19 protein-coding genes are annotated in these 23,870 nt (G+C 39.6%); 13 read left to right on the forward strand and 6 right to left on the reverse strand.

The window, feature by feature from the left end:
• The first annotated feature begins 7 nt into the window (after positions 1-7).
• The gene (locus ACH8E3_RS08285; protein WP_458632154.1) at positions 8-919 is read left to right on the forward strand and encodes a glycine betaine ABC transporter substrate-binding protein; all 912 of its coding nucleotides are present in this window, start codon (positions 8-10) and stop codon (positions 917-919) included.
• A gap of 128 nt (positions 920-1,047) precedes the next feature.
• Positions 1,048-2,169, forward strand: coding sequence for an NADH-dependent flavin oxidoreductase (locus tag ACH8E3_RS08290; RefSeq protein ID WP_458632155.1), 1,122 nt, complete (start codon positions 1,048-1,050; stop codon positions 2,167-2,169).
• A 104-nt stretch (positions 2,170-2,273) separates the two neighbouring features.
• On the opposite strand, the gene ACH8E3_RS08295 is transcribed toward ACH8E3_RS08290, so the two are convergent.
• From ACH8E3_RS08295 to ACH8E3_RS08305, 3 genes are all read right to left on the reverse strand, one after another.
• The gene (locus ACH8E3_RS08295) at positions 2,274-2,684 is read right to left on the reverse strand and encodes an exosporium protein C (protein WP_458632156.1); all 411 of its coding nucleotides are present in this window, start codon (positions 2,682-2,684) and stop codon (positions 2,274-2,276) included.
• Positions 2,685-2,785: 101 nt separating this feature from the next.
• Positions 2,786-4,432, reverse strand: a complete 1,647-nt coding sequence (locus tag ACH8E3_RS08300; protein ID WP_458632157.1) for a response regulator transcription factor — start codon at positions 4,430-4,432, stop codon at positions 2,786-2,788.
• 22 nt (positions 4,433-4,454) lie between these two features.
• Positions 4,455-6,218, reverse strand: coding sequence for a sensor histidine kinase (locus ACH8E3_RS08305; RefSeq protein WP_458632158.1), 1,764 nt, complete (start codon positions 6,216-6,218; stop codon positions 4,455-4,457).
• Positions 6,219-6,456: 238 nt separating this feature from the next.
• Between ACH8E3_RS08305 and ACH8E3_RS08310 the strand changes: the two genes are divergently transcribed.
• The 6 genes from ACH8E3_RS08310 to ACH8E3_RS08335 all read left to right on the forward strand — a co-directional run bounded on the left by ACH8E3_RS08310 (position 6,457) and on the right by ACH8E3_RS08335 (position 15,445).
• The gene (locus ACH8E3_RS08310) at positions 6,457-7,419 is read left to right on the forward strand and encodes a peptidylprolyl isomerase (RefSeq protein ID WP_458632159.1); all 963 of its coding nucleotides are present in this window, start codon (positions 6,457-6,459) and stop codon (positions 7,417-7,419) included.
• A 4-nt stretch (positions 7,420-7,423) separates the two neighbouring features.
• Positions 7,424-9,370 carry a carbohydrate binding domain-containing protein gene (locus ACH8E3_RS08315; protein WP_458632160.1) on the forward strand — a complete coding sequence of 649 codons (1,947 nt, stop codon included), beginning with the start codon at positions 7,424-7,426 and terminating at the stop codon, positions 9,368-9,370.
• 299 nt (positions 9,371-9,669) lie between these two features.
• Positions 9,670-11,346: a type 2 periplasmic-binding domain-containing protein gene (locus ACH8E3_RS08320; protein ID WP_458632161.1), complete on the forward strand. Its 1,677-nt coding sequence runs from the start codon at positions 9,670-9,672 to the stop codon at positions 11,344-11,346.
• A gap of 276 nt (positions 11,347-11,622) precedes the next feature.
• On the forward strand, positions 11,623-12,552 hold the full coding sequence (locus ACH8E3_RS08325) for an ABC transporter permease (RefSeq protein ID WP_458632201.1): 930 nt from the start codon (positions 11,623-11,625) through the stop codon (positions 12,550-12,552).
• A 27-nt stretch (positions 12,553-12,579) separates the two neighbouring features.
• Entirely contained in the window at positions 12,580-13,458 is an 879-nt protein-coding gene (locus ACH8E3_RS08330; protein ID WP_458632162.1) for a carbohydrate ABC transporter permease, read from the forward strand.
• A 13-nt stretch (positions 13,459-13,471) separates the two neighbouring features.
• Positions 13,472-15,445 (forward strand): beta-galactosidase, encoded by a 1,974-nt coding sequence (locus ACH8E3_RS08335; RefSeq protein WP_458632163.1) that lies wholly within the window; start codon positions 13,472-13,474, stop codon positions 15,443-15,445.
• A 73-nt stretch (positions 15,446-15,518) separates the two neighbouring features.
• Here ACH8E3_RS08335 and ACH8E3_RS08340 read toward each other — a convergent pair whose 3' ends face one another.
• On the reverse strand, positions 15,519-16,361 hold the full coding sequence (locus ACH8E3_RS08340) for a lipoate--protein ligase family protein (RefSeq protein WP_458632164.1): 843 nt from the start codon (positions 16,359-16,361) through the stop codon (positions 15,519-15,521).
• 230 nt (positions 16,362-16,591) lie between these two features.
• On the opposite strand from ACH8E3_RS08340, the gene ACH8E3_RS08345 reads away from it, so the two are divergent.
• From ACH8E3_RS08345 to ACH8E3_RS08355, 3 genes are all read left to right on the forward strand, one after another.
• The gene (locus tag ACH8E3_RS08345; protein WP_458632165.1) at positions 16,592-17,206 is read left to right on the forward strand and encodes a TVP38/TMEM64 family protein; all 615 of its coding nucleotides are present in this window, start codon (positions 16,592-16,594) and stop codon (positions 17,204-17,206) included.
• Between the two features lie 64 nt (positions 17,207-17,270).
• On the forward strand, positions 17,271-18,272 hold the full coding sequence (locus tag ACH8E3_RS08350) for a glycosyltransferase (protein ID WP_458632166.1): 1,002 nt from the start codon (positions 17,271-17,273) through the stop codon (positions 18,270-18,272).
• Between the two features lie 56 nt (positions 18,273-18,328).
• Complete coding sequence (locus tag ACH8E3_RS08355) at positions 18,329-19,276, forward strand: 1,4-dihydroxy-2-naphthoate polyprenyltransferase (RefSeq protein ID WP_458632167.1); 948 nt, start codon at positions 18,329-18,331, stop codon at positions 19,274-19,276.
• Between the two features lie 20 nt (positions 19,277-19,296).
• On the opposite strand, the gene ald is transcribed toward ACH8E3_RS08355, so the two are convergent.
• The gene (ald, locus tag ACH8E3_RS08360; RefSeq protein WP_458632168.1) at positions 19,297-20,424 is read right to left on the reverse strand and encodes an alanine dehydrogenase; all 1,128 of its coding nucleotides are present in this window, start codon (positions 20,422-20,424) and stop codon (positions 19,297-19,299) included.
• 260 nt (positions 20,425-20,684) lie between these two features.
• On the opposite strand from ald, the gene ACH8E3_RS08365 reads away from it, so the two are divergent.
• On the forward strand, positions 20,685-22,109 hold the full coding sequence (locus ACH8E3_RS08365; RefSeq protein WP_458632169.1) for a DNA-binding protein: 1,425 nt from the start codon (positions 20,685-20,687) through the stop codon (positions 22,107-22,109).
• Positions 22,110-22,392: 283 nt separating this feature from the next.
• Positions 22,393-22,635 (forward strand): Spo0E family sporulation regulatory protein-aspartic acid phosphatase, encoded by a 243-nt coding sequence (locus ACH8E3_RS08370; protein WP_458632170.1) that lies wholly within the window; start codon positions 22,393-22,395, stop codon positions 22,633-22,635.
• A 95-nt stretch (positions 22,636-22,730) separates the two neighbouring features.
• Here the strand turns inward: ACH8E3_RS08370 and ACH8E3_RS08375 are convergent, their stop codons facing one another.
• A complete protein-coding gene (locus tag ACH8E3_RS08375; protein WP_458632171.1) occupies positions 22,731-23,714 on the reverse strand; it encodes a C40 family peptidase in 984 nt (327 codons plus the stop codon).
• Between the last annotated feature and the right edge of the window lie 156 nt (positions 23,715-23,870).

The raw sequence follows: 23,870 nt of genomic DNA on the forward strand, positions 1-23,870 counted from the left end.
GTAAAATATGATGAAGAAAAAAATGAGTATGTTGTTGATGGCGTTTATGGCCATTACGTTGGTGCTTGCAGGTTGTTCTACGAATGGCAATAGTAATACGAATGGTAATACAACCGAGGGTAAGAAGGATAAGAAGATTACCGTAGCGTATGTTGCATGGGATTCTGAAATTGCCAGTACGAATGTCGTAAAGGAAGTACTTGAGAGTAAATTGAATTATAAAGTGAATATGTTACAGGTTGATGCAGGTCCTATGTATATAGGAATTGCAGATGGTAGTGCAGACGCTATGGTGGCTGCCTGGATTCCAAGCACGCATGGTGAGATATACTACGAACCGAATAAAGATAAATTTGAAGATCTAGGTGCTAATCTTGATGGAACGAAGAATGGACTAGTTGTTCCAAGTTACATGGATATTACAACCATTGAAGATTTGAAAAAAGAAGACATAGGGAAATCCCTTAATTATACGATTACGGGAATCGAACCTGGTGCAGGTCTAATGACACAAACAGAAAAAACGATTAAGGAATATGAGTTGGACAAGTGGAATCTTCTAGAGAGTTCCTCTGCTGCAATGGTAAAGGTTCTACAAGATGCTTATGCTAAAAAGGAACCAATTATTATCACAGGATGGACGCCGCATTGGATGTTCGCTGATATGGATTTGAAATATCTTGATGATCCTAAGGGCACTTATGGTGGTAGTGAACAGATTCATACCCTTGTACGTCTGGGTCTAAAAGAAGATCATCCAGAAGCTTATCGTTTCTTAGATCAATTCGAATGGACACCAGCGGATATGGAGACTGTCATGGTAGATATATCTGAGGGTATGTCCGAGCAAGAAGCTGCTAAGAAGTGGATCGCTGCGAATGAAGCAAAGGTCAATGAATGGATCGCTGGAATCGAGTAATTCACAAATACAGGTAGGAGCGAATTTATTCGCTCCTTTTTGTGTGGAAAGAGATACATTTGCTTATTGCATGAATTGTAACTATAATAGTTACAGTAATCAATAATAACGATCATGGAGGTATTGTGATGAAAACGAAGTATGAACCGCTTTTTGAATCTTATACATTTGATAGTGGAGTGGAAGTTAAGAATCGTGTAGTTATGGCACCGATGACGACTTGGTCATCCAATATAGATGGAACTATCTCTGATGCAGAGATTGACTATTATAGGAATAGATCGGCTGGTGTGGGTATGGTCGTTACGGCATGTACACATGTATCTCCGAACGGACAGGGATTTCATGGTCAGTTCGCAGGGGATAGAGATGAGATGATCCCGAGCCTACGTAGAGTAGCTACCACGATACAGAACGAGGGCTCTAAGGCTATACTCCAAATATTCCATGGTGGACGCCTATGTCCTCCTGAGCTTGTACCTAATCGCGATGTCGTTAGCGCAAGCGCAGTAACTACGGACGATGGCCAAGTGACTCCACGAGCTCTTAATGAAGAAGAGATTATAGAGATTATTCATCATTTCGGTGAAACGACTCGTCGAGCGATTGAAGCAGGTTATGATGGTGTAGAGATTCATGGTGCTAACAATTATTTGATTCATCAGTTCTTCTCCGCACATACGAATCGGCGTGAGGATAGTTGGGGTGGAACGATAGAGAAGCGTTTGAATTTCCCATTGGCTGTGGTTGACGCTGTGAAGCAAGCGGTGGAAAAGTATGCAGACAGACCATTTTTGGTAGGATATCGCCTATCTCCAGAAGAGCCTGAGGAATTAGGTTTCACAATGGCGGATACATTCGTATTGCTCGATGCTCTTGCGGAGAAAGGGTTAGACTATATTCATATTTCTACATTAGATTTCTGGGCTGAACCAAGACGTGGTGTTGAGTTAGATGGCCGATCACGTATGGCGTTTATTAGAGATCGTATGGCTGGTAGAGTTCCGGTTATTGGTGTTGGATCTATCCATACAGCAGATGATGCTATAAAGGCCTTGGAGACAGGTATACCTTTGATTGCGCTAGGAAGAGAAATTATCGTAGAACCCCATTGGGTAGAGAAAGTTCAATCAGGCGATGAAGCCAATATTGCTACAACCGTGAGTACAAGTGCACAACAACAACTTGTTGTTCCTGATCCATTATGGAAGGGAATCGTCGGTAGACCCGGTTGGTTTCCCGTTGTTTAATACATTGCATATCAATACAAAAGCACAGATATGGTGTTAACCATGTCTGTGCTTTTTATTGTCTACTTATTCAGTTATTCAGTTATTCAGTTATTCAAATATGATTACAACGTAATTACAGTAGCATCAAGGTTTAAAGGTCCAATGACTTTAGCGGTTAGACCAGCAGTGAACTTCTCAATAGATAATGTATATCCATAAGAACCTGCGGCTACATTTTTATCAATGGCTTGTAGGGTGATTAAGGAATACGGCTCCGTAGTGAGTCCAATCGACTTCAATCCATAGTATATTTGTACGTTATCTCTGAAAATACGAAATAGAATATTTCCTGTTGATACCGTAGCCTCCACACCAATGGTTGCCTTTAACTCTACGAAATTAGGCGTTTTATTAGGAATGGATACTCTAGTCTCGGCGAGTCCTACTCCTGCAGGTGTCTGTGGTACATTGACGTTCATACCATTGGTAATCGGAGTTACTACGTTTGCGTTATAATCATAAATGTTAGCCATACATCATCAACTCTTTTCTTAGGGGATACTATATTCTATGAAAAGAGAAACAAATAGATTAGACCAATAGTAAAATATTTAAATATATGCTAGAGAATATATTACAGCTCGTCATCAGGATCAAGTTCCATATATTCAGATTGGCTATCTCTAAATTCTTTAGGTGTAAGAAGGTATTGCTCTTTAAACAAACTAATGAAGTATTGCGGCTTATTGTAGCCAATCTCCTTAGAGATTTCTAATATTTTTTTATTCGTATGCGTAAGTAAATACATCGCCTTCTCCATGCGAACGCGGCTAATATAGGCGGATAGACTGATACCCGTCTCTTTCTTATATAATCTGGATAAGTATACGGGATGAAGATACACGTGATTAGATATCGTATTGAGGGTAACATCCGAATTAAGATTCTGACTGATATAAGCATGCACCTGTCTAATAATATGCGAATGTCCCTTGGTAGGGGAATCTTCAATGTTGCCCTGAAATTGTACAATCAAAGATAACGTCCAATTCTTTAATTGCGTAGCTGTGCGGAAATAATAGCCATTACGTAGATACTCAGGTTTCTCTACTAGATCTGCGAGACGGATGCCCTGTTTATGCGAAATATAGGAGAAAGCATTACAAATATAGTAATAGACCTCTAATAAATGATCTTGTGTTCGAAATGAGGTCGTATCTAATTCTTCAAAGATATGATCTAGCTTGGTCTCTACTTCCTGCCATTGTCCAGATTGCATCAAGTTTAACAGGGATGGTGGCTTATATAATTGTTGTAGTGGTTGATAATCTACGGTATGGGCACTATCATCCATAAATTGTAGTGCTCTTACATGGAATCCAATGGTATTCCAAAAGTGTTTCAATGACTCCCGATATAGATGATCCATTTGCATAGTAAATGGTTGTGGTGTACTTATCAGTATAGATACATTTCGATGAAGGTAGACATCTACTTGCTGCTGAAGAACCATGAATTTATTCCGAAGCCATTCTTCATCTTCCCACATGCTCTCTGTCAGTAAGATAACGACATATTGATGAGGGTCTCTACAATACCAAAGAGAGGAACCGGCGCTATTCCCATCCAATAGAATCTCCTCAGTCATATTTAACAACGCATAAGATAGCAATTCAATATCCTCTTGCGTATCATTTGAGTTCTCCGACTCCAAGCGTAGAATAGCCAACTTTGTACGCGTGTTTGATAAATCGGGCATGCCTAATGCCGTCATTCGATCTTTTAATGAGCTTGTTGTAAATTTTCTGCCAAGAAGGAAATCTAACAATAGTCTTTCTTTTTGAATATCATGATTCATCGCAATTGCTCGTTTAGCTAGACTTAACTGGTTCTCGTGATGTCCTTCTTTATGAATAGCTTCAAAAGCTCTATGAATGCTGCTGTTTATTTCTTCAGGAGAAGCAGGTTTGAGGAGATAATCGAAAGCGCCATGCCTAATAGCTTCCTTGGCATAATCGAAATCGGAATATCCAGATAACATAATCACTTTAATGTCTTGCTGTTGTGAACGAATATGTGCTAACAAGTCGATACCGCTTTTCTCGGGCATACGAATATCCGTGATGATCAGATGCAGACGCGTCTCTTCTAGAATTCTCAATGCATCGTCGACGGAGCTGGCCCTATAAATGCGATCTATTCCGAATGTAGATTGATCGATATTATCAGTAAGGTAGTCCAGTACGAATTCCTCATCATCAACTAAAAGTATGTTCAGCATCGTGTAGTTCCCCTTTCTTTATCTATATTCGTGTCCAACTTAAAGTAACTTTAAGACCACCTAGTTCGGAGACTTCAAATGTCAGACCGGAGGTTTGATCATATCGATGTTTCATTCTTTGATCGATGTTCCATAATCCGCATCCAATCTCATTATCTCTATATTTATTCTCAAGCTGACCTTGTAAATGGTGTATCTGTTCAGGGGTTAGACCGTAACCATCATCCTCGACGATGATGTGATGAACATCTTGAATAGTTAAGCCCTTAATCGTGATTATGCCAGATCCCAACTTATTATCGATACCATGCACAACGCAGTTCTCCACGATGGGTTGCAGAATAAGCGGTGGTATTAATAAGTGCTTCATGCACTCTTCCATATCGATTTGATAATGTATATTTGGATTCCGTAAAGTCTGTACAGATAAGTAGCTTGTAATCAACTTCAGTTCTTCACTCAACGGGATTTCATAAGAGTTATTTTTTGTTATAAAGCGATAGTAATAGGCTAAGTTTTGGGCCATCTCTGTAACCGCATCTGGATTCTTCTTGGCCATACTAACGATATAGAACAGACAGTTGTATAGAAAGTGCGGATTGATTTGAGATTGCAACTGTTTATAGACAGCTTCCCTAGAACGAAGCTTCTCCTCATAGACATCCTCTATAAGAATTTGAATACGAGATGCCATATCGTTGAATTGATCAAATAAGTAATCGAACTCGTTATTCACTCTCAAATGAACACGACTATCGTATTCACCACGGCCAAGTGCCTCTAGCTTTCTGACAAGATAGGTAATCGGTCTCTTAATATTTCGATATAGAATAACATACATAATGCTACCAATGACGATCAAGAATAATAGGCTCGCTTTGCTAATCTTTTTTGTTAGATTAAGAGGTTTCAGATAATCATCTAGTGGAATATATTGAACCAAGCTCCAGCCCAGAGAAGTACTAGATACAGCTTGAAGAAGGTAGCTTTTATTATCTATTTTGATCGTTTGATGATTCAGATCTCCATCCTTGAAATGATCACTAGCATATAAAGCCCTTACTTCTTGGTACACTGCTTCATTGAAATGATCAGCATATATAGGTTCTGATGATGGATTATAGAAAAAGGATGACCCATTCCCAGTTGCTTCTACACTACGAAGAACATTCTTAAGAAAGTTCACCGTTAGCGATGTTTCGATCGTATAGTTAACATTCTTTAATTCTGGAACGTTTGTGTAAGGATCAACTAGAATATAGCGTAATTCAAATCCATTCTCTCGACTGATGAACCATTTGAACTTCGGAAGTTCCTGCCAATGTTCTTTGTCGTAGATTTTCTTAGGACTATACGTTAGAGACGAGAGAACCTCATTAAGAGAAGGCCAATACACAGAGATATTACTTTGTACTATATTTGCATAACTTTGAGTAAGTAATTTCTCTTCAATCGTTTTTCGCAGCAATAAGCTATTCAAATAAGGCGAGAAGTCTTTGGAATTTCCATATGATTTAATACTGCTATCATTTGATAGAAGAACCATTAGGATCTCAAGTTGCTTTAGAGTCTGCTCCATCTCTTGCATGGAATACTCCAATTGATTGTGGGAAGTCGTTTGAAGTGTTCTCTGAAGAACATTGTGGCTGACCTTCTCTATGATGGTAAACAAGATGCTGATGATAACTAACACAGAAATAAAGAATAAGAGTAACTTGCGAAATAAGGTGAATTTAACGATCGGCTCTGCACATCCTTTGAACGAGCATGATATAAACGTTATCATTTGTAAAATATGAACCAGGACAACATACGACATTTTATGCATGGACACTATTAGAATATCAGAAAATGGAACGTATTTGATAATTAATTTTTAGGACGTGTATTAGTTATGATGGAGGGTATAAATGTTGATATTATGGCATTTACATATAGTGATCAGACAGGTATCTTTTAAATAGTTCAAATTGTAAATAGACAGAGGACAGTACAACACATAGTGGAAGGAGGGTATATCTTTTATGCAAAGGGTGATAATCACCATGGCTTCTATTGTGATTGTGGGTATTATCGTGACAGCAACTTTACTTAGTATAGGAGATATCAAGGCACTCAGCAGTGGTGCGAATAATAACATTAGCTCTTCTATCAAAGAAGTTGCAGTGGAAGCTAATGAAGTGCAATTAATTTCACAGCTCTACTCGACAACACAAGGAGACTTGGACGTCCGCAATGGAGAGGTGATGAACAAGGTACGAATGGTAAAGGCTACCCAACAGGTAGCGATGGATTATGGCATTATGAAAGACAACTCTTACAAGGTATTTGTGAAGGAGCTAGATCTTGAGAACGATAGAAGAGCAACTGCACTAAGAGACAAGCAAGTCATATACGGTCCGAAGGAGTATTCAGAGCAGACCTATTATGACTACCGGTATGCCATGATGATGAATGAACTTAAACTGGCTTGGATTGCACAGGAACTAGAGATTACAGAAGATGCACTTCTCGAATACTATCTAAAGAATCGTGGAGTATTGGCGAGTAAACAAGATACTATAACAATCCATAAGATCATTCAACCTATTCAAGGAAACCGTGCGGAAGCAGAAAGGGAAATGAGTGGAATTATTCATAAGACTATAAATGTAAGCGCATTCAATACAGAATTTAATCGCAAACGATCAACTATGGGTTTAACAGAAATAGAGATCATCGATGATAATAATTATAGAGATATTTCTAAATATCGAAATAGCTACTATAGCTTAATCACAGAAATGAAGGTTGGAGAGATTAGCGACGTGATGGAAGAGAACGATTCATTGTTCATACTCATGGTTTCAGATAGACAGGTAACAGGTTATCGAATGTTCGAAGAAGTACGTGAGGAGGTGATCCAGCGATATAAGGATGATTCGTTCGACGCTCACATCAAACAAATCGCATCACATATAGTAATCAATTTAATAGAGGAGGATTAACAAGATGAGGATTTCAAATATACTAAGAAGCTTATTATTAACTGCATTCATGTTCGTATGTGGTGTTATCTTCTTCGCTGTTGCTGCCTCAGCAGCAACATATTATGTCGATCAAGCTGGTGGGAATGATAGCAATTCAGGAACGCAGACAACAACAGCATGGAAAACGCTGGATAAAGTCAATAGTATTACATTTCAGCCGGGAGATCAGATCCTATTCAAACGCGGTCAAGCTTGGACAGGAAGACTATGGCCCAAGGGTAGTGGAACACAGAATGCGCCCATTATTATTAACACCTATGGAACAGGCAATTTGCCATTCATCAATGGGAATGGGAATGAATCCGCTGTTCACTTATACAATCAGCAATATTGGGAGATCAACAATTTAGAAATCACGAATAACAACGGTGCAACGTCCAGAAGAATGGGTATATATGTCGTTAATCAGGACAGTGGCACACTCAATCATATTTATTTGATTGGCAATAATGTTCATGACGTGTACGGCAACAACGTCAAGGATGGTGGAGGTAGCGGAGGAATTAAGATTCGAACCATTGGAGGTAGTGTGCAATCCAAGTTCAATGATGTGCGTATCGATGGTAATACGGTAGGTCCTCGTGTCGATCGCACTGGAATCGATGTGAATTCGGATTATTGGTGTCGTCCAGATAGCGGTTGTACGGGAGCGTATAACTGGTATGCAAGCACGAATGTGATTATAGAGAATAACTATGTATCCGATGTTGGTGGAGACGGAATCGTTCCGATGTCCACACAAGGTGCCATAGTGCAATATAACACGGTTAATGGATTCAATATGAGATCCGGAACGCCAAATGCAGGCATCTGGGCATGGAACGCGGATGATACCATTATTCAGTATAATGAGGCCTTTAATGGGCATACAACCAAAGATGGACAGGGCTTCGATATTGATTATGGTCAATCTCGCACCATCGTGCAATACAATTACAGCCACGACAATGATGGTGGATTTATTCTAGTCTGTCAATCTGGATCAGCCAAGAATGATGGAGGTATTATCAGATACAACATAAGTCAGAACGATTATGCGAGAGTATTCCATTTAATTGGACCGACAACGAATACTCAAGTGTACAATAATACGATTTATCTTCCTGCGGGCAGTACCACAACGCCTATTGATGTGGGAAGCTGGGATGGCTATACCAAGTCTATTTCGTTCCGCAATAATATATGGATGCTTCAAGGAGCAGAGACTTGGAAAGGATTAAATAATGTAGCTAATTTCGAATTTAGTCATAATACTATCTTTGGTCAACATACAGCTGGTGAACCTTCTGATGCGAATAAATCGATTGCCAATCCAATGCTGGTACAACCGGGAACTGGTGGAGTAGGACGTGATTCCGTAGATGGTTACAAGTTAGCAACGGGATCACCGGATATTGGTTCTGGTGTTGTAGTAGCAAGTAATGGCGGCAAGGATTATTGGGGTAATGCAGTGTCTACATCAACTGCACCAAACCGTGGGGCTTATAATGGATCTGGTGTAGCAGGTACAGTGAATATTGTTGCCAATGATGGTCTTGAATCAGGAAATATGTCACCATGGACCAATTGGAATACAGCCAGTGTTGTTAACAATAATGCTAGAAGTGGAGCATACGCATTGCAATTATCCAGTGGTCAAGGTTCAGCTGAGCAGATAGTCAATCTAGCACCAAATACGACGTATACATTCTCAGGATATGCCAAGACAGCGAACTCTGCTCAGCCTGTACGGATTGGTGTGAAAAATTACGGTGGGGTAGAGAAGTATGTAACTATCACGAGTACAGGCTATACACTAGGAAGTGTAACATTTACAACAGGTTCAAGTAACACGACAGCTACAATATATCTTTATAAGCCTGCAGGATCGGGAAATGCTTATGGTGATGACTTTGTGATTGTCCAATAAGATCGGACTACTATTTCATTTCGATAAAAGATATAAATAAGTGCCAAAAAGGCAGGTCAAGATGATTTATCCTTGACCTGCCTTTTTGGATTTGTGGTCGCACGTAGCGAACCTTCTTCGCTTATAACAACTGGAGTCATTTTTATTCAGGGATATTCCCTTTTCGTACAATCACTAGTACAGTGTTGAGGATAGAATAGTTTTCTTTCATGTATAGATGTTTATTCTTTGGCATATACAGAGGCACCATCGAATTCCTATACTTAACATGTAACCAATCACAGAGAGGGGAATGAAAATTGAATTATAAAAAGGGTATCATTAGATCATCGATTGTTATTATGGCGCTAAGTCTATTTGTAGGGTGTGGGAATGGAAGCGGTAACAACAATCAAGCTTCAAATGGTTCTACTAACGCACCATCGGAATCGGTAGATAAAGAGGCTGAGAAGCAACCGATCACGATCACTACGGCAAGACCTATTGGCAGTGATGTTATATTCGTTGATGGAGAAGATATCACAAACAACGTTCATAACAAATGGGCGAAGGAAACGCTTGGAATTGACATTAAAGATCTATGGACAACGGCGGATAATACTGCTTATCATACAAAGCTTAGACTTGCACTTTCTACAAATGAGGAATTACCAGATGTATTTATAGTTCAGGACAGATCTTTAGTATCGGATCTCATTGCTTCTGGTAAAGTAATGGACATCTCTGAAGCTTATGAGAAATATGCAACTGAGCGTATGAAAGGTTTATACGGAGAATTTAGCGAAGCATTGAACCAGCTGAAGACGGAAGATGGGTTGTATGGCTTGCCAATCTTCACATCAGGTGATGGTACCAACCCAGTATTATGGGTTCGCCAAGACTGGTTAGATACACTAAATTTAGAAGCTCCAAAAACAATAGAAGACTTTGAGAAGGTAATGGACGCATTCACGAATGGCGATCCAGACGGCAACGGAAAGAAAGATACCATTGGATTTGCATTCTCAGCACGTGAGAACTTCTCCAACTGGATGTCCGATGCCAGCTTTATCTTCGGTGCTTATTCCGGACAGGCAATCCCAGGATCTTGGACAGAGATCGATGGGAAGCTGAAGTTAGGTTCCGTTCAGCCTGAGATGAAACAAGGTCTAGCCAAAATGAAGGAATGGGCTTCCAAAGGTTACTTAGATGCGGAATCTCCAATACTTGATCCTATCAAAGCTACGGAAAGTTTCATTCAAGGTAGAGCAGGTATGATTGCTGCACCAAGTTGGTCAGAAGGATGGCCTCTTAATGGCTTGTACAGCACGAATGATAAAGCCAAAATTGATGTGTATCCACTACCTGTTGGACCTGATGGGAAGTCTGCAAGATTCATGAATACACTGAATGAGAATAAAGTTGTTGTATTCAACAAGAACTTTAAGGATATGGATCGTTTCTTCGAATACTTCGATAAGATCTATGATGTTGTCTATGAGACAGGCGACTTCCAGTATGGTTACTTTGAAGGGTATGATTATGCTTTAGTGAATGGTGAACCTGAATATGACTCCAAGAAGTTCCCTACACCTATTGAAAAGGGACCTACGCCAGCTAAATATAGCTTGTTCTGGCACACACCAGATATTCCACTAAAAGGATCAGCTATTGCTAATAAACTTCATAATGGGGCTACTCCAACTACAGTGGGTGAGAAAAAGGCAGCTACACAAAATGAAGTTACTTTGAAAGCAGGTTCCATTAACTATGATTTAAGAGAATCAAATTCGCCTACTGCTTTCTTAGGTGCACCAACGAAGACGATGAGAAGTAAAGGTGAAAGCTTAGATAAGATGGTCCTTGAGACGTACGCACGAATTGTCTTTACGGATAAGTCTATTGAAGATTTCGACACGCTTGTGAAGGATTGGTATAGCAAAGGTGGACAGGAAATCGAAGATGAAGTGAATGCTTGGTACGATAGTGTAAAGTAATCAAGTCATTAGATGTCATGATTTCTAATGAAGGGGGCTGTCAGGGAAATGTAATATTCCTTGGCAGCTTTCTTATTTCAGGGTCATTTGCATTGGTGTAGAAGAAGTTGAGAGCGAGCATATGGATGTTAAATTTGGGACATGGGAAGATAGATAGCCTCTCGTTATAATAATGTTAGGAGATAAATCATGGGATGAATGTGCTTTATAGTCGGAAGGAGGAACACCATGTCAGTTGTATTTTCAGGAAAAAAGGATGAAGGTATCCCTGTTCAGATGTCTGCACCAGAAAGTCGGTTCGGTAGGTTCAAGAAGGGGATCAAGAGAACGTGGCCATTACATATGTTGATTTTACCAGCTTTTATACTAATTATTCTGTTTAACTATGTTCCTATGTTTGGATTGGTTATTGCATTTCAAGATTATAAGCCTTGGCTTGGTATTATGAATTCAGAATGGGTAGGATTAACTCACTTTCGTAATTTATTTCTATTTGAGGATTCCGTGAATGTTATCTGGAACACACTGATCATTTCTGTGCTAAAGATATCATTTGGCGTATCGGTACCCGTCATATTTGCATTATTGTTGAATGAAATTCGCAACATAGGACTTAAAAGATCAGTTCAAACATTAGTGTATTTACCTCACTTTTTATCATGGGTTATCTTAGGCGGTATTCTAATTGATGTATTGTCCATTAACGGAGGATTGGTCAATCGCGTCATAACCTCTGTCTTTGGAATAGAACCTATCTTCTTCCTGGGTACAGGCAGTTGGTTCCGAACGACGTTAGTAGTCAGTGATATATGGAAGGAATTCGGATTCAGCGCAATCGTCTACTTAGCAGCCATTGCGGGTATTAATCCATCGCTGTACGAGGCTGCGGAGGTGGACGGGGCTTCTAGAATGAAGCAAATCCTCAATATAACACTTCCTGGTATGTTGCCGATTATCATAGTGGTTGGAACACTTCAGCTGGGAAATATCCTGAATGCTGGATTTGACCAAGTCTTTAACTTATACAATCCGTTGGTCTATAGAGAAGGCGATATCATTGATACGTTTGTCTATCGTAACGCTTTATTAGAAGGTAACTTTAGTTTCGCTACAGCGATTGGATTGTTCAAATCAGTGATCAGCTTCGGAATGGTTGTATTTTCTTATCGTTTAGCCTATAAATATGCGAATTATCGCGTGTGGTAATCTATAAAGTCGAGGGAGGGGACGCTCATGTATCACAAAAGTAAGGGTTATAAAGTTTTCAATATTTTTAACTCCATTTTTCTAATCGCTCTGTCATTATTGTGTATTCTTCCAATGGTTCATATTCTTGCAGTGTCCTTCAGTGGTCGTGGACCGGCGAATGCGAACATTATTGGATTGTGGCCGATAGACTTCACACTTGAGTCCTACGAGAAGACATTAAATAGTAGCAATTTCTTGCGATCTTTGTGGGTAGCTGTCTACCGTACTATTCTAGGTACAGGGATCGGAATGTCATTGATCTTAGCAGCGGGTTATGCGTTATCGAAGGAATACTCTTATTTTAAAGGAAGAAATATATATATATGGGTATTTGTCTTTACGATGATGTTTAATGGAGGATTAGTACCTACGTATCTTATGATCTCTAATCTTAATATGATTAATACAATATGGGCACTAGTACTACCAGGAGCCGTTGGTGTATTTAATATGATTCTAATGATGAACTTCTTCAAAGCAATCCCGCGCGAACTTGAAGAAGCTGCATATCTAGATGGTGCAGGGCTCTTTAAGACATTATGGAAAGTATATCTCCCTGTGTCATTACCAGCCATCGCGACCATCGGTTTATTTACGCTAGTATGGCATTGGAACTCTTGGTTCGATGGACTTATCTACATGACAGATTCGAAGAAATACCCGTTGGCTACCTATCTTCAAACGATCGTAGTACAACAAGATTTCAGTAAAATCAGCTTGGACCCTAAGGATTTAGAGAATTTGTCGCAAAGGTCAGTGAAAGCAGCACAAATCTTCATTACGGCATTTCCTATTTTGGCGGTGTATCCTTTCTTACAAAAGTACTTCGTTGGTGGGATCGTCATGGGTGCTGTGAAAGAATAGGAGGGATGGATAGTTGTTGAATATAACGATATCGGAACGATTATTGCCGGAGTCGGATGACATGACAATAACGAAGATTGAGGATGGTTGCAAGATACAAGCGGCAAAGAATGGCGGAAGTTTAAGACTAAATTCTGTTGCAGATATAGAGTGGAACAAGTATGAATACATCCAATTTGATGTGTATCATGAATCGCATGATGTACTTGTCATTCTGCTAACGTTCGAGGAGAACGCCTTCCAACATAATCGTAAATATATTGAAGTGCATATCGGTATATTGCCGTATGTTAAGACAACCATTTGTGTACCCTTATCTGTCGTGAATGGTGAGAAGTTGTTCCTGAAGAGATTCCCAGGTATGATGCAATGCGTTCTGCGTGGAGATGAGTCTATCGATCGTAACCATATCTCTGGTGTTACCATTAGCACGATTCCATCGGTGTGTGAGAGAGAATGGACGATGGGTGACATTATCCTGAGTGGAGAGCCAATCGCATCCGATCTAATAAACTCACCTTATATTGATTCTATGGGTCAATGTAAACATAAGGATTGGTCAGGCAAGATGGCATCGGAAGAAGAGATGATTGCTTCCTTAACGGATGAGTTGAGAGCAGCAGATGTCTCTGTGAAGCCAGAGCATTGGGGCTGGAGTGGATTACAGTTCGAGGCAACGGGTTTCTTTCGTACACATCATGATGGGAAGCGATGGTGGTTAGTTGATCCAGCTGGATATGCGTTATTTAGCGCAGGTATCGACTGCATAAGACCAGAAAGTGAAACCTCCCTTAGTCAGATGAGTCACTTATTACCGGATTCATTGCCTACGGATGGAGTATTTGTAGATGCGTTATCAGAGAATGGATATGACTTCAATATTGCTAATCTAATTAAGGCGTTTGGACCGCAATGGCGAGATAGTTGGTCTGTGATTACGAAGCAACGTCTATTGGATTGGGGAATTAATAGTATTGGGAATTGGTCTTGCCCTGAGTTCATTGAATATTCACAAATGCCTTTTGTGTATCCTATGGACAATTATCCAAGTACAGAAGAACTCGTATATCGGGATTTCCCGGATGTGTTTCATGAATCCTTTGAACAGAGATCTATAGAATTCGCCCAACAATTAGTTGCATTCAAAGATAACAGCTTAATGATGGGGTATTTCATGAGGAATGAGCCTCATTGGGCTTTCGTCGATGAGTTATGTCTAAGCGTGATGCTCCTTAAGAGTCCTTCGTCACTCATTAGTAAGAAGTATTTAATAGAATGGTTACAGCAGAAATATAATCATATTTCTGCATTGAACACAGCTTGGAATACGTCCTACGAGATGTTTGCACAGTTGTTGGTCGATCCTCCCAAGGGGCTAGATGAGAATGTTACGATCCTTGAGGATTTAAGAGGATTTGATCGAGTACTCATTCGACGTTATGTCGAACTTCCAGCTAAAGCATGCCGTCAAGCTGCACCAAATCATTTGAATATGGGGATGCGTTATGCGTTTATATCCAGACCTGAATTACTAGAGGGTTGTGAACATTTCGATGTATTCTCATTGAATGCATACCAAATGAAGCCTGATGAGGAACTTGTGAGCATGATTGCGGATAAGCTCAATATGCCAATCATCATTGGTGAATTTCACTTCGGTGCGGCCGATGTGGGGATGCTTGCGACTGGTATAAGGTCTTTAGCAACACAAGAGGAACGTGGATTAGCGTATCGCTATTATCTGGAACAGTCAGCGGCCAATCCTAATATTGTAGGCGTACACTATTTCCAATTAAATGATCAGTCTGTTCTTGGCCGTTTTGATGGCGAGAATTATCAGATTGGTGTGCATGATGTGTGCCAGCAACCTTATGTGCCTTTCGTTCATGAGATGATAACGGCACATGATAACATGTATGCTGTGCGAAGCGGAAGCCAGGAACCGTTCTGCGATGCACCGAAGGAGATCCCTAAGACCGGATTCTAGATATAAGTGCACCCCTTAGAATAGACATTGGATAACCATTAGGTACATCCAATGCCAATCTAGGGGGTGTTTTTTAATTGTCACTTATTTCATATCTATTGCGCAGGTTTCCTACCATAACCCTGATCTGCTCCACCTCGGGTAGATATACATCCGTCAAAGGGGATATACCTTGTATCGTCTGATAGTCTGTAATCACATGCTTTACCAATTCTGCAAATGTTGTAGCTGTGTTAGCACCCATCCCAGTTAGTTCCTCAAGACTTGCTGTAGCATCTGCGGTTACGAATGGATAATTGGCAGTTGGTGATCCCCCTGCCGCCCGGTCGTAGAAGCCCCTTACGAGTTCAGAACGCTTATGACCTGAACCTTCAGCAATAATGAAGGCTTGGATGATATAAGCATGTGCTTGTCTGCGTTGTGCTATACCACAGAACTTTCGCCCCTCAATACTTAGATCGAACTCTCCTGGGCAATAAGCACCTGCGATTTCCCCTTTATCTACATTCATCCCTGTATGTAATAGAGCATTCTGTATAAGTGTGTACATCAGTTCGAAATCCTTGTGAAAGTGTTGGTCTGCTTCGTTATCCTTCGGTAATATCAGAGAAATATTAACAACACCAAGATCGAGTGGGACTGCGGCTCCGCCAGAATTCCTTATAGCTACTTGATAATCTTGCGAGGCTATCCACTCTCGTCCTTTGTTGGCATCTTCTAGACGGCTATCTCTCATTCCAATAATAAATGACCTCGGGTGTCTCCAAAGATGACAGATAGGAGGACCACCTTGACCTGTATGTTTACAGAGGAGTTCATCCAGAGCAAATGGATATAATGGATCAAGTTGTGTCATATCATTCATTCGATCTAGAATAAGCATGTGATCTAGCATGGAAATGTTGCTTTCATTCACAATGAGAGCCCCCCTATTATGTTCTGTGTGGTAAAAATAATGCATTCGTCTAATTCTAGCAGATGATCTTTCCTTCATACAAATAGTTTGAATGTTGCATTCGATCTGAACATATTGTTGTTGCAAAGGTTGTGATCTTCCATGATGGGTTAACATAAGATGTGCTATGATATGGAGACGAGTTAAGCAAGAGGTTAGAGCTACATATGTGAGATAGGTAGGTGTATATAATGATAGCTGCAATAGATATCATGTCGATATTGTCAGAAGAGAATATAACAGCATTTCTGGAAAGATACCGAGAATTTGGGGCACTTCCAGGTATACTTTTAACATTTATGAAGTCCTTTATCCCACCATTACCAACACTTCTTATTGTAGGTGTGAATGCTGCTGTGTATGGATTGTGGCTTGGATTTCTATATTCGTGGATCGGAATGATTAGTGGTTGTATGTTGACCTTCCTGATCGTAAGACGTATTTCCTATCTTCCTTATTTCCAAAAATGGGCACAGAAGCCTCATGTCGCAAAGAGCATGATATGGATTCAGCGCAATGCATTTAGTTATGTATTTCTTCTAGGGATATTCCCTGTAGGACCATTTGTAGTCGTGAATATTGTATCTGGTGTGGCTCGTATGCGTATATGGTTGTTCTTGTTGGCTGTTTCATTAGGCAAAGGGATTATGATATTCTATGTATCTTATATCGGACATGATCTGCAGAGCTTCGTTGATCATCCCATTCAGTTGTTATATGTTCTACTATTTATTGCATTATCTTTTCTAATTATCAAGAAGATCGAAGGTTACTTTACTAAGAATAGAATCGTGTCAACGAAGTGATAATAGGTTGATATACTTCACTATAACTACTATATACTCTAAATGGAGATAGGATGAACAGCAGATGACAAAAGTTGGATTAGTGATGAGAAAGATACAATTTGCGGAGTCTCAAGGTCCTCGCGTTTTTGCCGATCGATTGAAGCGTATAGGTGAAGAATTGGGTGTGGAAATTGTATTTATCTCTCCTGAACGACATGTGAGTAGTTATGATTGGATTGCTGGATATGAACATGAGAAGGGTGATCTGGTGAATTATGATATTGTGCTAGATCAGATTCATTCGCAACAGATCGATCATGTTATTTATACGGTATCCGGATTTACATATTTGAAAATGTTCATAAAGAACAGCGTGCTGTTTCCACATAGTTTTCCAGATCCCGCATTAACAGGATATGAAATGATGAAGCCTTTCTATCAAATGGTAGATAAGGCCATTGTACAGACCGATTTCTTAAAACAGGAGTTCGCTCGTCAATATGATGTGACGGATGTGGATGTTATTCCAATAGGCTTCGATGAGACCTTAGCGAAACGGTATTTCGATCCAAGCCAAGTTGTCGATAACCGCATTCTATGGATTGGAAGAGATGAAGAGAACAGACGCCCTGATCTTGTTCTGGAATATGCAAGAAGGAACCCAGACAAGGAGGTCATCATGGTATTTGGTGGCATCCGTTATAAAGAAAGTATGAAGAAATATCACATTCCATCGAATGTGAAGCTACAGTTCGCATTGTCGCAATCCGAAATATTTATGCTTATGAATTCTTCGAAAGTGTACTGGAGCTGTTCTAAGTTCGATACCTTTGCTATGCCTCTAACCGAAGCGTTGGCGATGGGTAAGATTATTGTTAAACCCGAACATCCCTGCTATAACCATATCAGTTCTCAACATGCCTTTTCTGGTCATGAGCAGAATTGGTTCGAGTTGGTGAATATGGCTGCAGCTTCCCCACATAAAGTCTCATTTGAGAATCGTGCATATGGATTTGAGAAATTCTCAAATCGTGTTATGAAAGAAGGATATCGTAAATTCTTCGACACATGGTTAAGCCACTAAGCGAGAAGTATCCTGTCGCTCATATGATATTTTACTAAAAGGATGGTCCTAATCTAATGACATTAAAAAGTTTCCTAAGCTTGGTTGAGATTAAGACGAAGCTAGCCAGTATGATTCCCTTTTTTCTAGGGAGTGTGTATGTTGTATTTCGCTTCGAACAATTTCAAATTGCGAATTTCATATTGATGTTTATATCCTTATTAACCTTTGATCTATTCACAACAGCGATGAACAATTATTATGATTTCAAGAAAGCGCAGAAACGTGAAGGATATGGATATCAAGAGCACAATGCGATTGTGAAGTTCGGATTGAAAGAATCGACAGTAGTAACGGTCATTATTACGTTATTTGTAACGGCGGTAAGTACAGGAATGTGGTTGGTATTTCATACGGGGATCGTTATTTTTCTAGTGGGAGGTCTTTCCTTCTGCGTAGGTATATTATATTCATTCGGTCCCATCCCTATTTCTAGAATGCCATTAGGTGAGTTGTTCTCTGGTCTGTTCATGGGCTTTGTGATTATATTCGTATCTACCTATATTCATGTGGGTGATCGGCTTGTGTTATTGACCTTGGAGTACCCATTTGTACGTCTTGATATTAATATATTAGAAGTCATACTGATCTTTCTCATCTCGATTCCAGCTATTCTGGGTATCTCCAATATTATGCTTGCTAACAATATATGTGACATGGAAGAGGACGTTGAGAACAAGAGATATACGTTACCGGTGTATATTGGTAAAGAATACGCTTTGATCTTATTTCGTTATATCTATTATGTTTCGTTTGTGGATATGTTCGTCTTGATTTTCTTAGGAGTCAGTCCATGGATTGTTCTATTGATTGTAATCACATTTATTCCTTTGAAGAAGAATATAGCATTGTTTATGAAAAGACAGACCAAGAAGCATACGTTTGGATTAGCGGTTCAGAACTTTTTGATGATGAATATGGCTCGTATTGTTATTTTGGGTATAGCGATTGTAATGGCTAAATAGCCATTACAATCGATACTACTTTATGTTAAAGCACTATCCAAAGCACGCTTAGCTGGAATATATTCATGACCAAGATCTTGTGCGACAGCTTGATGAGTAATGAAGCCGTTCATCACATTAATGCCACTTTCAATCGAAGGGTGATCCAGACAGAGTTCACGAATATCATGATTTGCAATTTGTAACGCAAACGGAAGCGTTGCATTGGTCAAGGCAATAGTAGATGTCTGTGGCACAGCTGCAGGCATATTTGCTACAGCATAATGAATGACATGATGTTTAATATAAGTGGGATTATCATGTGTGGTGATGCGGTCCATCGTTTCTACAATGCCACCTTGGTCGATAGCTACATCCACGATAACAGAACCTGCGCCCATCGTCTTGACGATATCTTCACTGACTAATTTAGGTGCTCTGGCACCAGGGATAAGGACAGCACCGATAAGTAAGTCGGCTGCTGCTACGGCGTTAGCGATGTTAGCAGTATTGGATACGAGCGTCGTAATCTGATTGCCAAATATGTCGTCTAGTTGTCGTAGTCTTCCTATGCTTAGATCCAAGATAGAGACATCTGCACCTAACCCAATAGCTATTTTGGCAGCATTTGTCCCAACAATACCTCCACCAATAATCGTTACTTTCCCACGTGTCACCCCAGGTACGCCAGATAAAAGAATGCCTTTACCGCTACGATGACGTTCAAGGAGTTGGGCTCCAATCTGTACCGCCATACGTCCAGCTACCTCACTCATGGGTGTAAGTAAGGGTAAGGTGCCCGCAGCAGTAACCGTCTCATAAGCGATTGCCGTTACACCCGAATCCATAAGAGCCTTCGCAAGCGATGGTTCATTCGCAAGATGAAGATATGTGAACAGAAGTAGTCCTTTACGAAAATAATCAAATTCAAGGGAGACAGGCTCCTTCACTTTCATGATCATATCAGATTGATCCCATAGATCTTTCGCTACTACCATGATTGTAGCGCCCGCTGTTTCATAATCTTGATCAGTGAAGCCACTCTCTAAGCCTGCTCCTTGTTCTATAGATATGCTATGGCCGTGTCTTAGAAATTCTGTTACACCTGCGGGTGTGATGGCAACTCGATTCTCATTGTTCTTTATTTCTTTAGGAATTCCAATTCTCACAATAGATCACCTCTCCTGTTGGTATCATTATATTGTACAAGCAAATGATGGTTTAATCATTATAAATGTATGGTGATTAATGACAAAGGAATGGTGAGGATTGTTCACGGTTTGGATATATAATAAATTCCTTTGGTAGAATCAGTAAGTTATTAATTGACCATACATCAATTCTTGCGTATAATTGTAAGTATATAGTAGATGATACTTAATTAGTATTTCTTGTGTGAAGGTGACCTATCGGTAATGGGGGTGATGGAGTGAGTCATTCAACTACGATTCGAACGGAATTATTAAATTACATAGCATGTAACGGACATACATTTAGTAGTTTTGGACAAGTGTCAGGGATTAATAAGGGTGTGATTAGTGCCATCCTAAATAATAATCCTCCCAAACCTATATCGGTAAGACAATTTGACTTAATAACCAAGGCGCTTGGTTATGAAGAGGGAGCATTATATGACTTATTTCTGGAAGAGTGCTTCGTAAACGGCAAACCGAATGGCAGAAGGGTTAGTGCATTCCTTATACGGTGTGCAGAACTTGGTAAGGAAGATTATATAACAGAAGTATTGTCTAAATTAATGGAGAACATTACCTACGTGACGTTGATCTTCTCGATTGCAGAAAGATTATATATGTCCGAGAAGAAGCAAGAGTCTATCATCTTCTACAAATGTGTTGCTGAGAATGAGAAATATCAACATTCGGAGAGACTAGCGCTTAGTCAATACCGTATATTTAGAGCCTCTCTTGGACTGGATTTAGAGATTAATATGGAAGCTACACTTCAGTTTGTTCCTTACCGGAAAAGATTGGCTGAGAATTATCAGTTGGATGCATTGTATCAGCTCATGAATATTTACTACAACATAGATAATTATAAGAAGGTGCAGCAGTATGCGGACGAAATGATTATTCTCTCTAACATCGTATTACAGAACGAGAAGAACAGAAGCCTTAAGAAGAGAGATTACAATTCGTTGTTAACCGAGAAGCCCTTATTGATCTACTATGCATATGGTCTATTGATGAAGGGTGCAGCATTAGAGCATCAGGGTCGATACCAAGAAGCGCTGGAATATGTCCGTCTATATGCAGATTTGAGTTATATTGAAGGGCTGGATGAGGCAGAGCTGCAGGTTGTGGAGCAATACCGTCTTTGGTCGATTGCTAATACATTCACATTAGAGATCCGTATGGGTAATGTGAAGATGGTCGCAGAGTATAGTCAATTATTACGAGATAATCCGAAGGAGATTCTTCCCGGACTATTAACAATAGTACAATCTGCCAACCAACACAGCTACACGATAGAGGACACCTTGGAAGATTTTAAAGATGCTATAAACGAATTCGAGAAGAGACCCTTTCCAATTCTGACTAATGGATATTCTCATGTCTTTAATCGTGTGAGCTATGCGAATCTATGCTATCAACTAGGCATATACTATTTTAATAACGAGAATTATAGAGAAGGTATGAGGAACACTTTACAATCTATTACATTTTATGCTAGTATGAGCAAGAATGGTGAAATTGTTGATTCTATGACATTATTTGAGACATTCAGAAGCTTTGCGACAACAGAAGAAATAAGTGAGTATGAGAAGATTATCAAAGGAGGATATAATCATGAAAAAAGTGGTGACTTCGTTAGTACTGATTATTGGTTTATGTAGTATCATATTTATTGCACAACCTATCGATCCTAGTATTGTAACACCCTTAACACATGGACCTGGCTCATGATACTTGATACTTGCTTTCTAACATAATAATAGTGAACCTAGTAGAACCTTTCGAGATACCTTTCGAAGGGTTTTATTTATATATAGTGATAAGTAGAATCAAACCTGTTATCAAATGAACATAATTGGGTAATAAAAATAAAGTCGACATTTGGTAACCTATAGTAATCTATTAGTGATCTATAATTTACAACTGTTGAATGGAGGGAGTAACATGGACATGGAGAAAATAGATAGATTGATAGAACTTAGACGTATGGAGTTAAATAAACTAGCTGCTATGTATGGAACCCAAGATGTTCGTGTGATCAAAAAGTCAGTTCAACTTGATCACATCATGAATATATATATACGTAATAAAGAGTCGCAACAAAAATTAGCAAGACCATTCGATACGTATTCCAATCCCAAAGCCCACACACGCAATACATTTCGTATGAATCTAGTGCATTATTAGATCTAATGATTGTGTAACGGTGTCGCCTTTAGTTGATTAGACACGACACCGTTATGAGATGGTTGTTTTATTCTTGTTGGTTGTTTCCTTTTACCTCAGATTACACTACGCATGTAAAGAATGACATTACTCCAATAGCCGTTATCCACGCTACTAATTTGCACCCCAGGTTGTCCCCAAGTATGAATAAATTGTCCATTTCCAATGTAGATGCCTACATGACCAGGAATTGAATTGCTTTTGAATCGGCCCGGAACGGTAAAGAATATAAGATCACCAGGCTTTAGCTTATCTCTCGTTGTACTTACGCCGACATGTCCCTGATCTCTGGCTAGTCTAGGTAAATCAACGTTGAATTTATTGAACACATGTTGGGTAAATGAAGAACAATCGAACGTTTTGGATTGATCATAAGGTTGCGCTCCGAATTCATAGGGAACGGATAGATACTTTTTGGCATATGCGATAAACGCATTCTTATCAATAGTTGTGCTTAGCATGCGTATAGAATCCTCTTGAATAGGATCAGATGAAGATGTGGTAGTGGGTGTATCCTGTAGAGAAGATATTGCTATCTTATGATTAGCTTGATCCCATGTGACGGACGTATTAAGCAAGACAGCAAGGGAGTTGAGTGACATATAAGGTTGTCCCTTCCAACGCGTTGGTGCTTCATCTAACATGGTAGAAGAACCCAACGAGAGAGCCTGTCTTTTGCCTATATTAATCTCATACATAGGGTCTGTGTAACCGAATGTCACGGCATGATTGGAATCCTTCATATGTAGCCCTAGAGATTGAACGACAGATTGTAGGGGTACCCAAGTGACTCCTAACGTATCAATATACAGATCTTTGTCTGTTAACGTAACAGCTTCGTCTGCGGACATAACGCTGTACTTCTTGGTCGTATTACAGGATACGCACACCACTACAATCATGATAGAGATCAATATTGTGAGTAGATAGCGAATGATAGTAGCTCGTTGCTTCATAAATATACGCTCCAATTCTAATGTAGTAGAGACACAGAAGTATTTACGGATGGATCCAACCGGTGTCGTCCATGAATGTATCATGTGTAAGTGACCTTTGTTTTATGAATGAATTCGATAAATTTTAAATTTTGATATTCTGATATTTGACAATCCCCAGTAAAATCGTATAATTAAAATGGACATCACAGTTGATAATGAATATCATTATCGTCATCATGATATAACAAAGCCCTAAAG

The organism is Paenibacillus sp. CMAA1364, assembly GCF_054373195.1.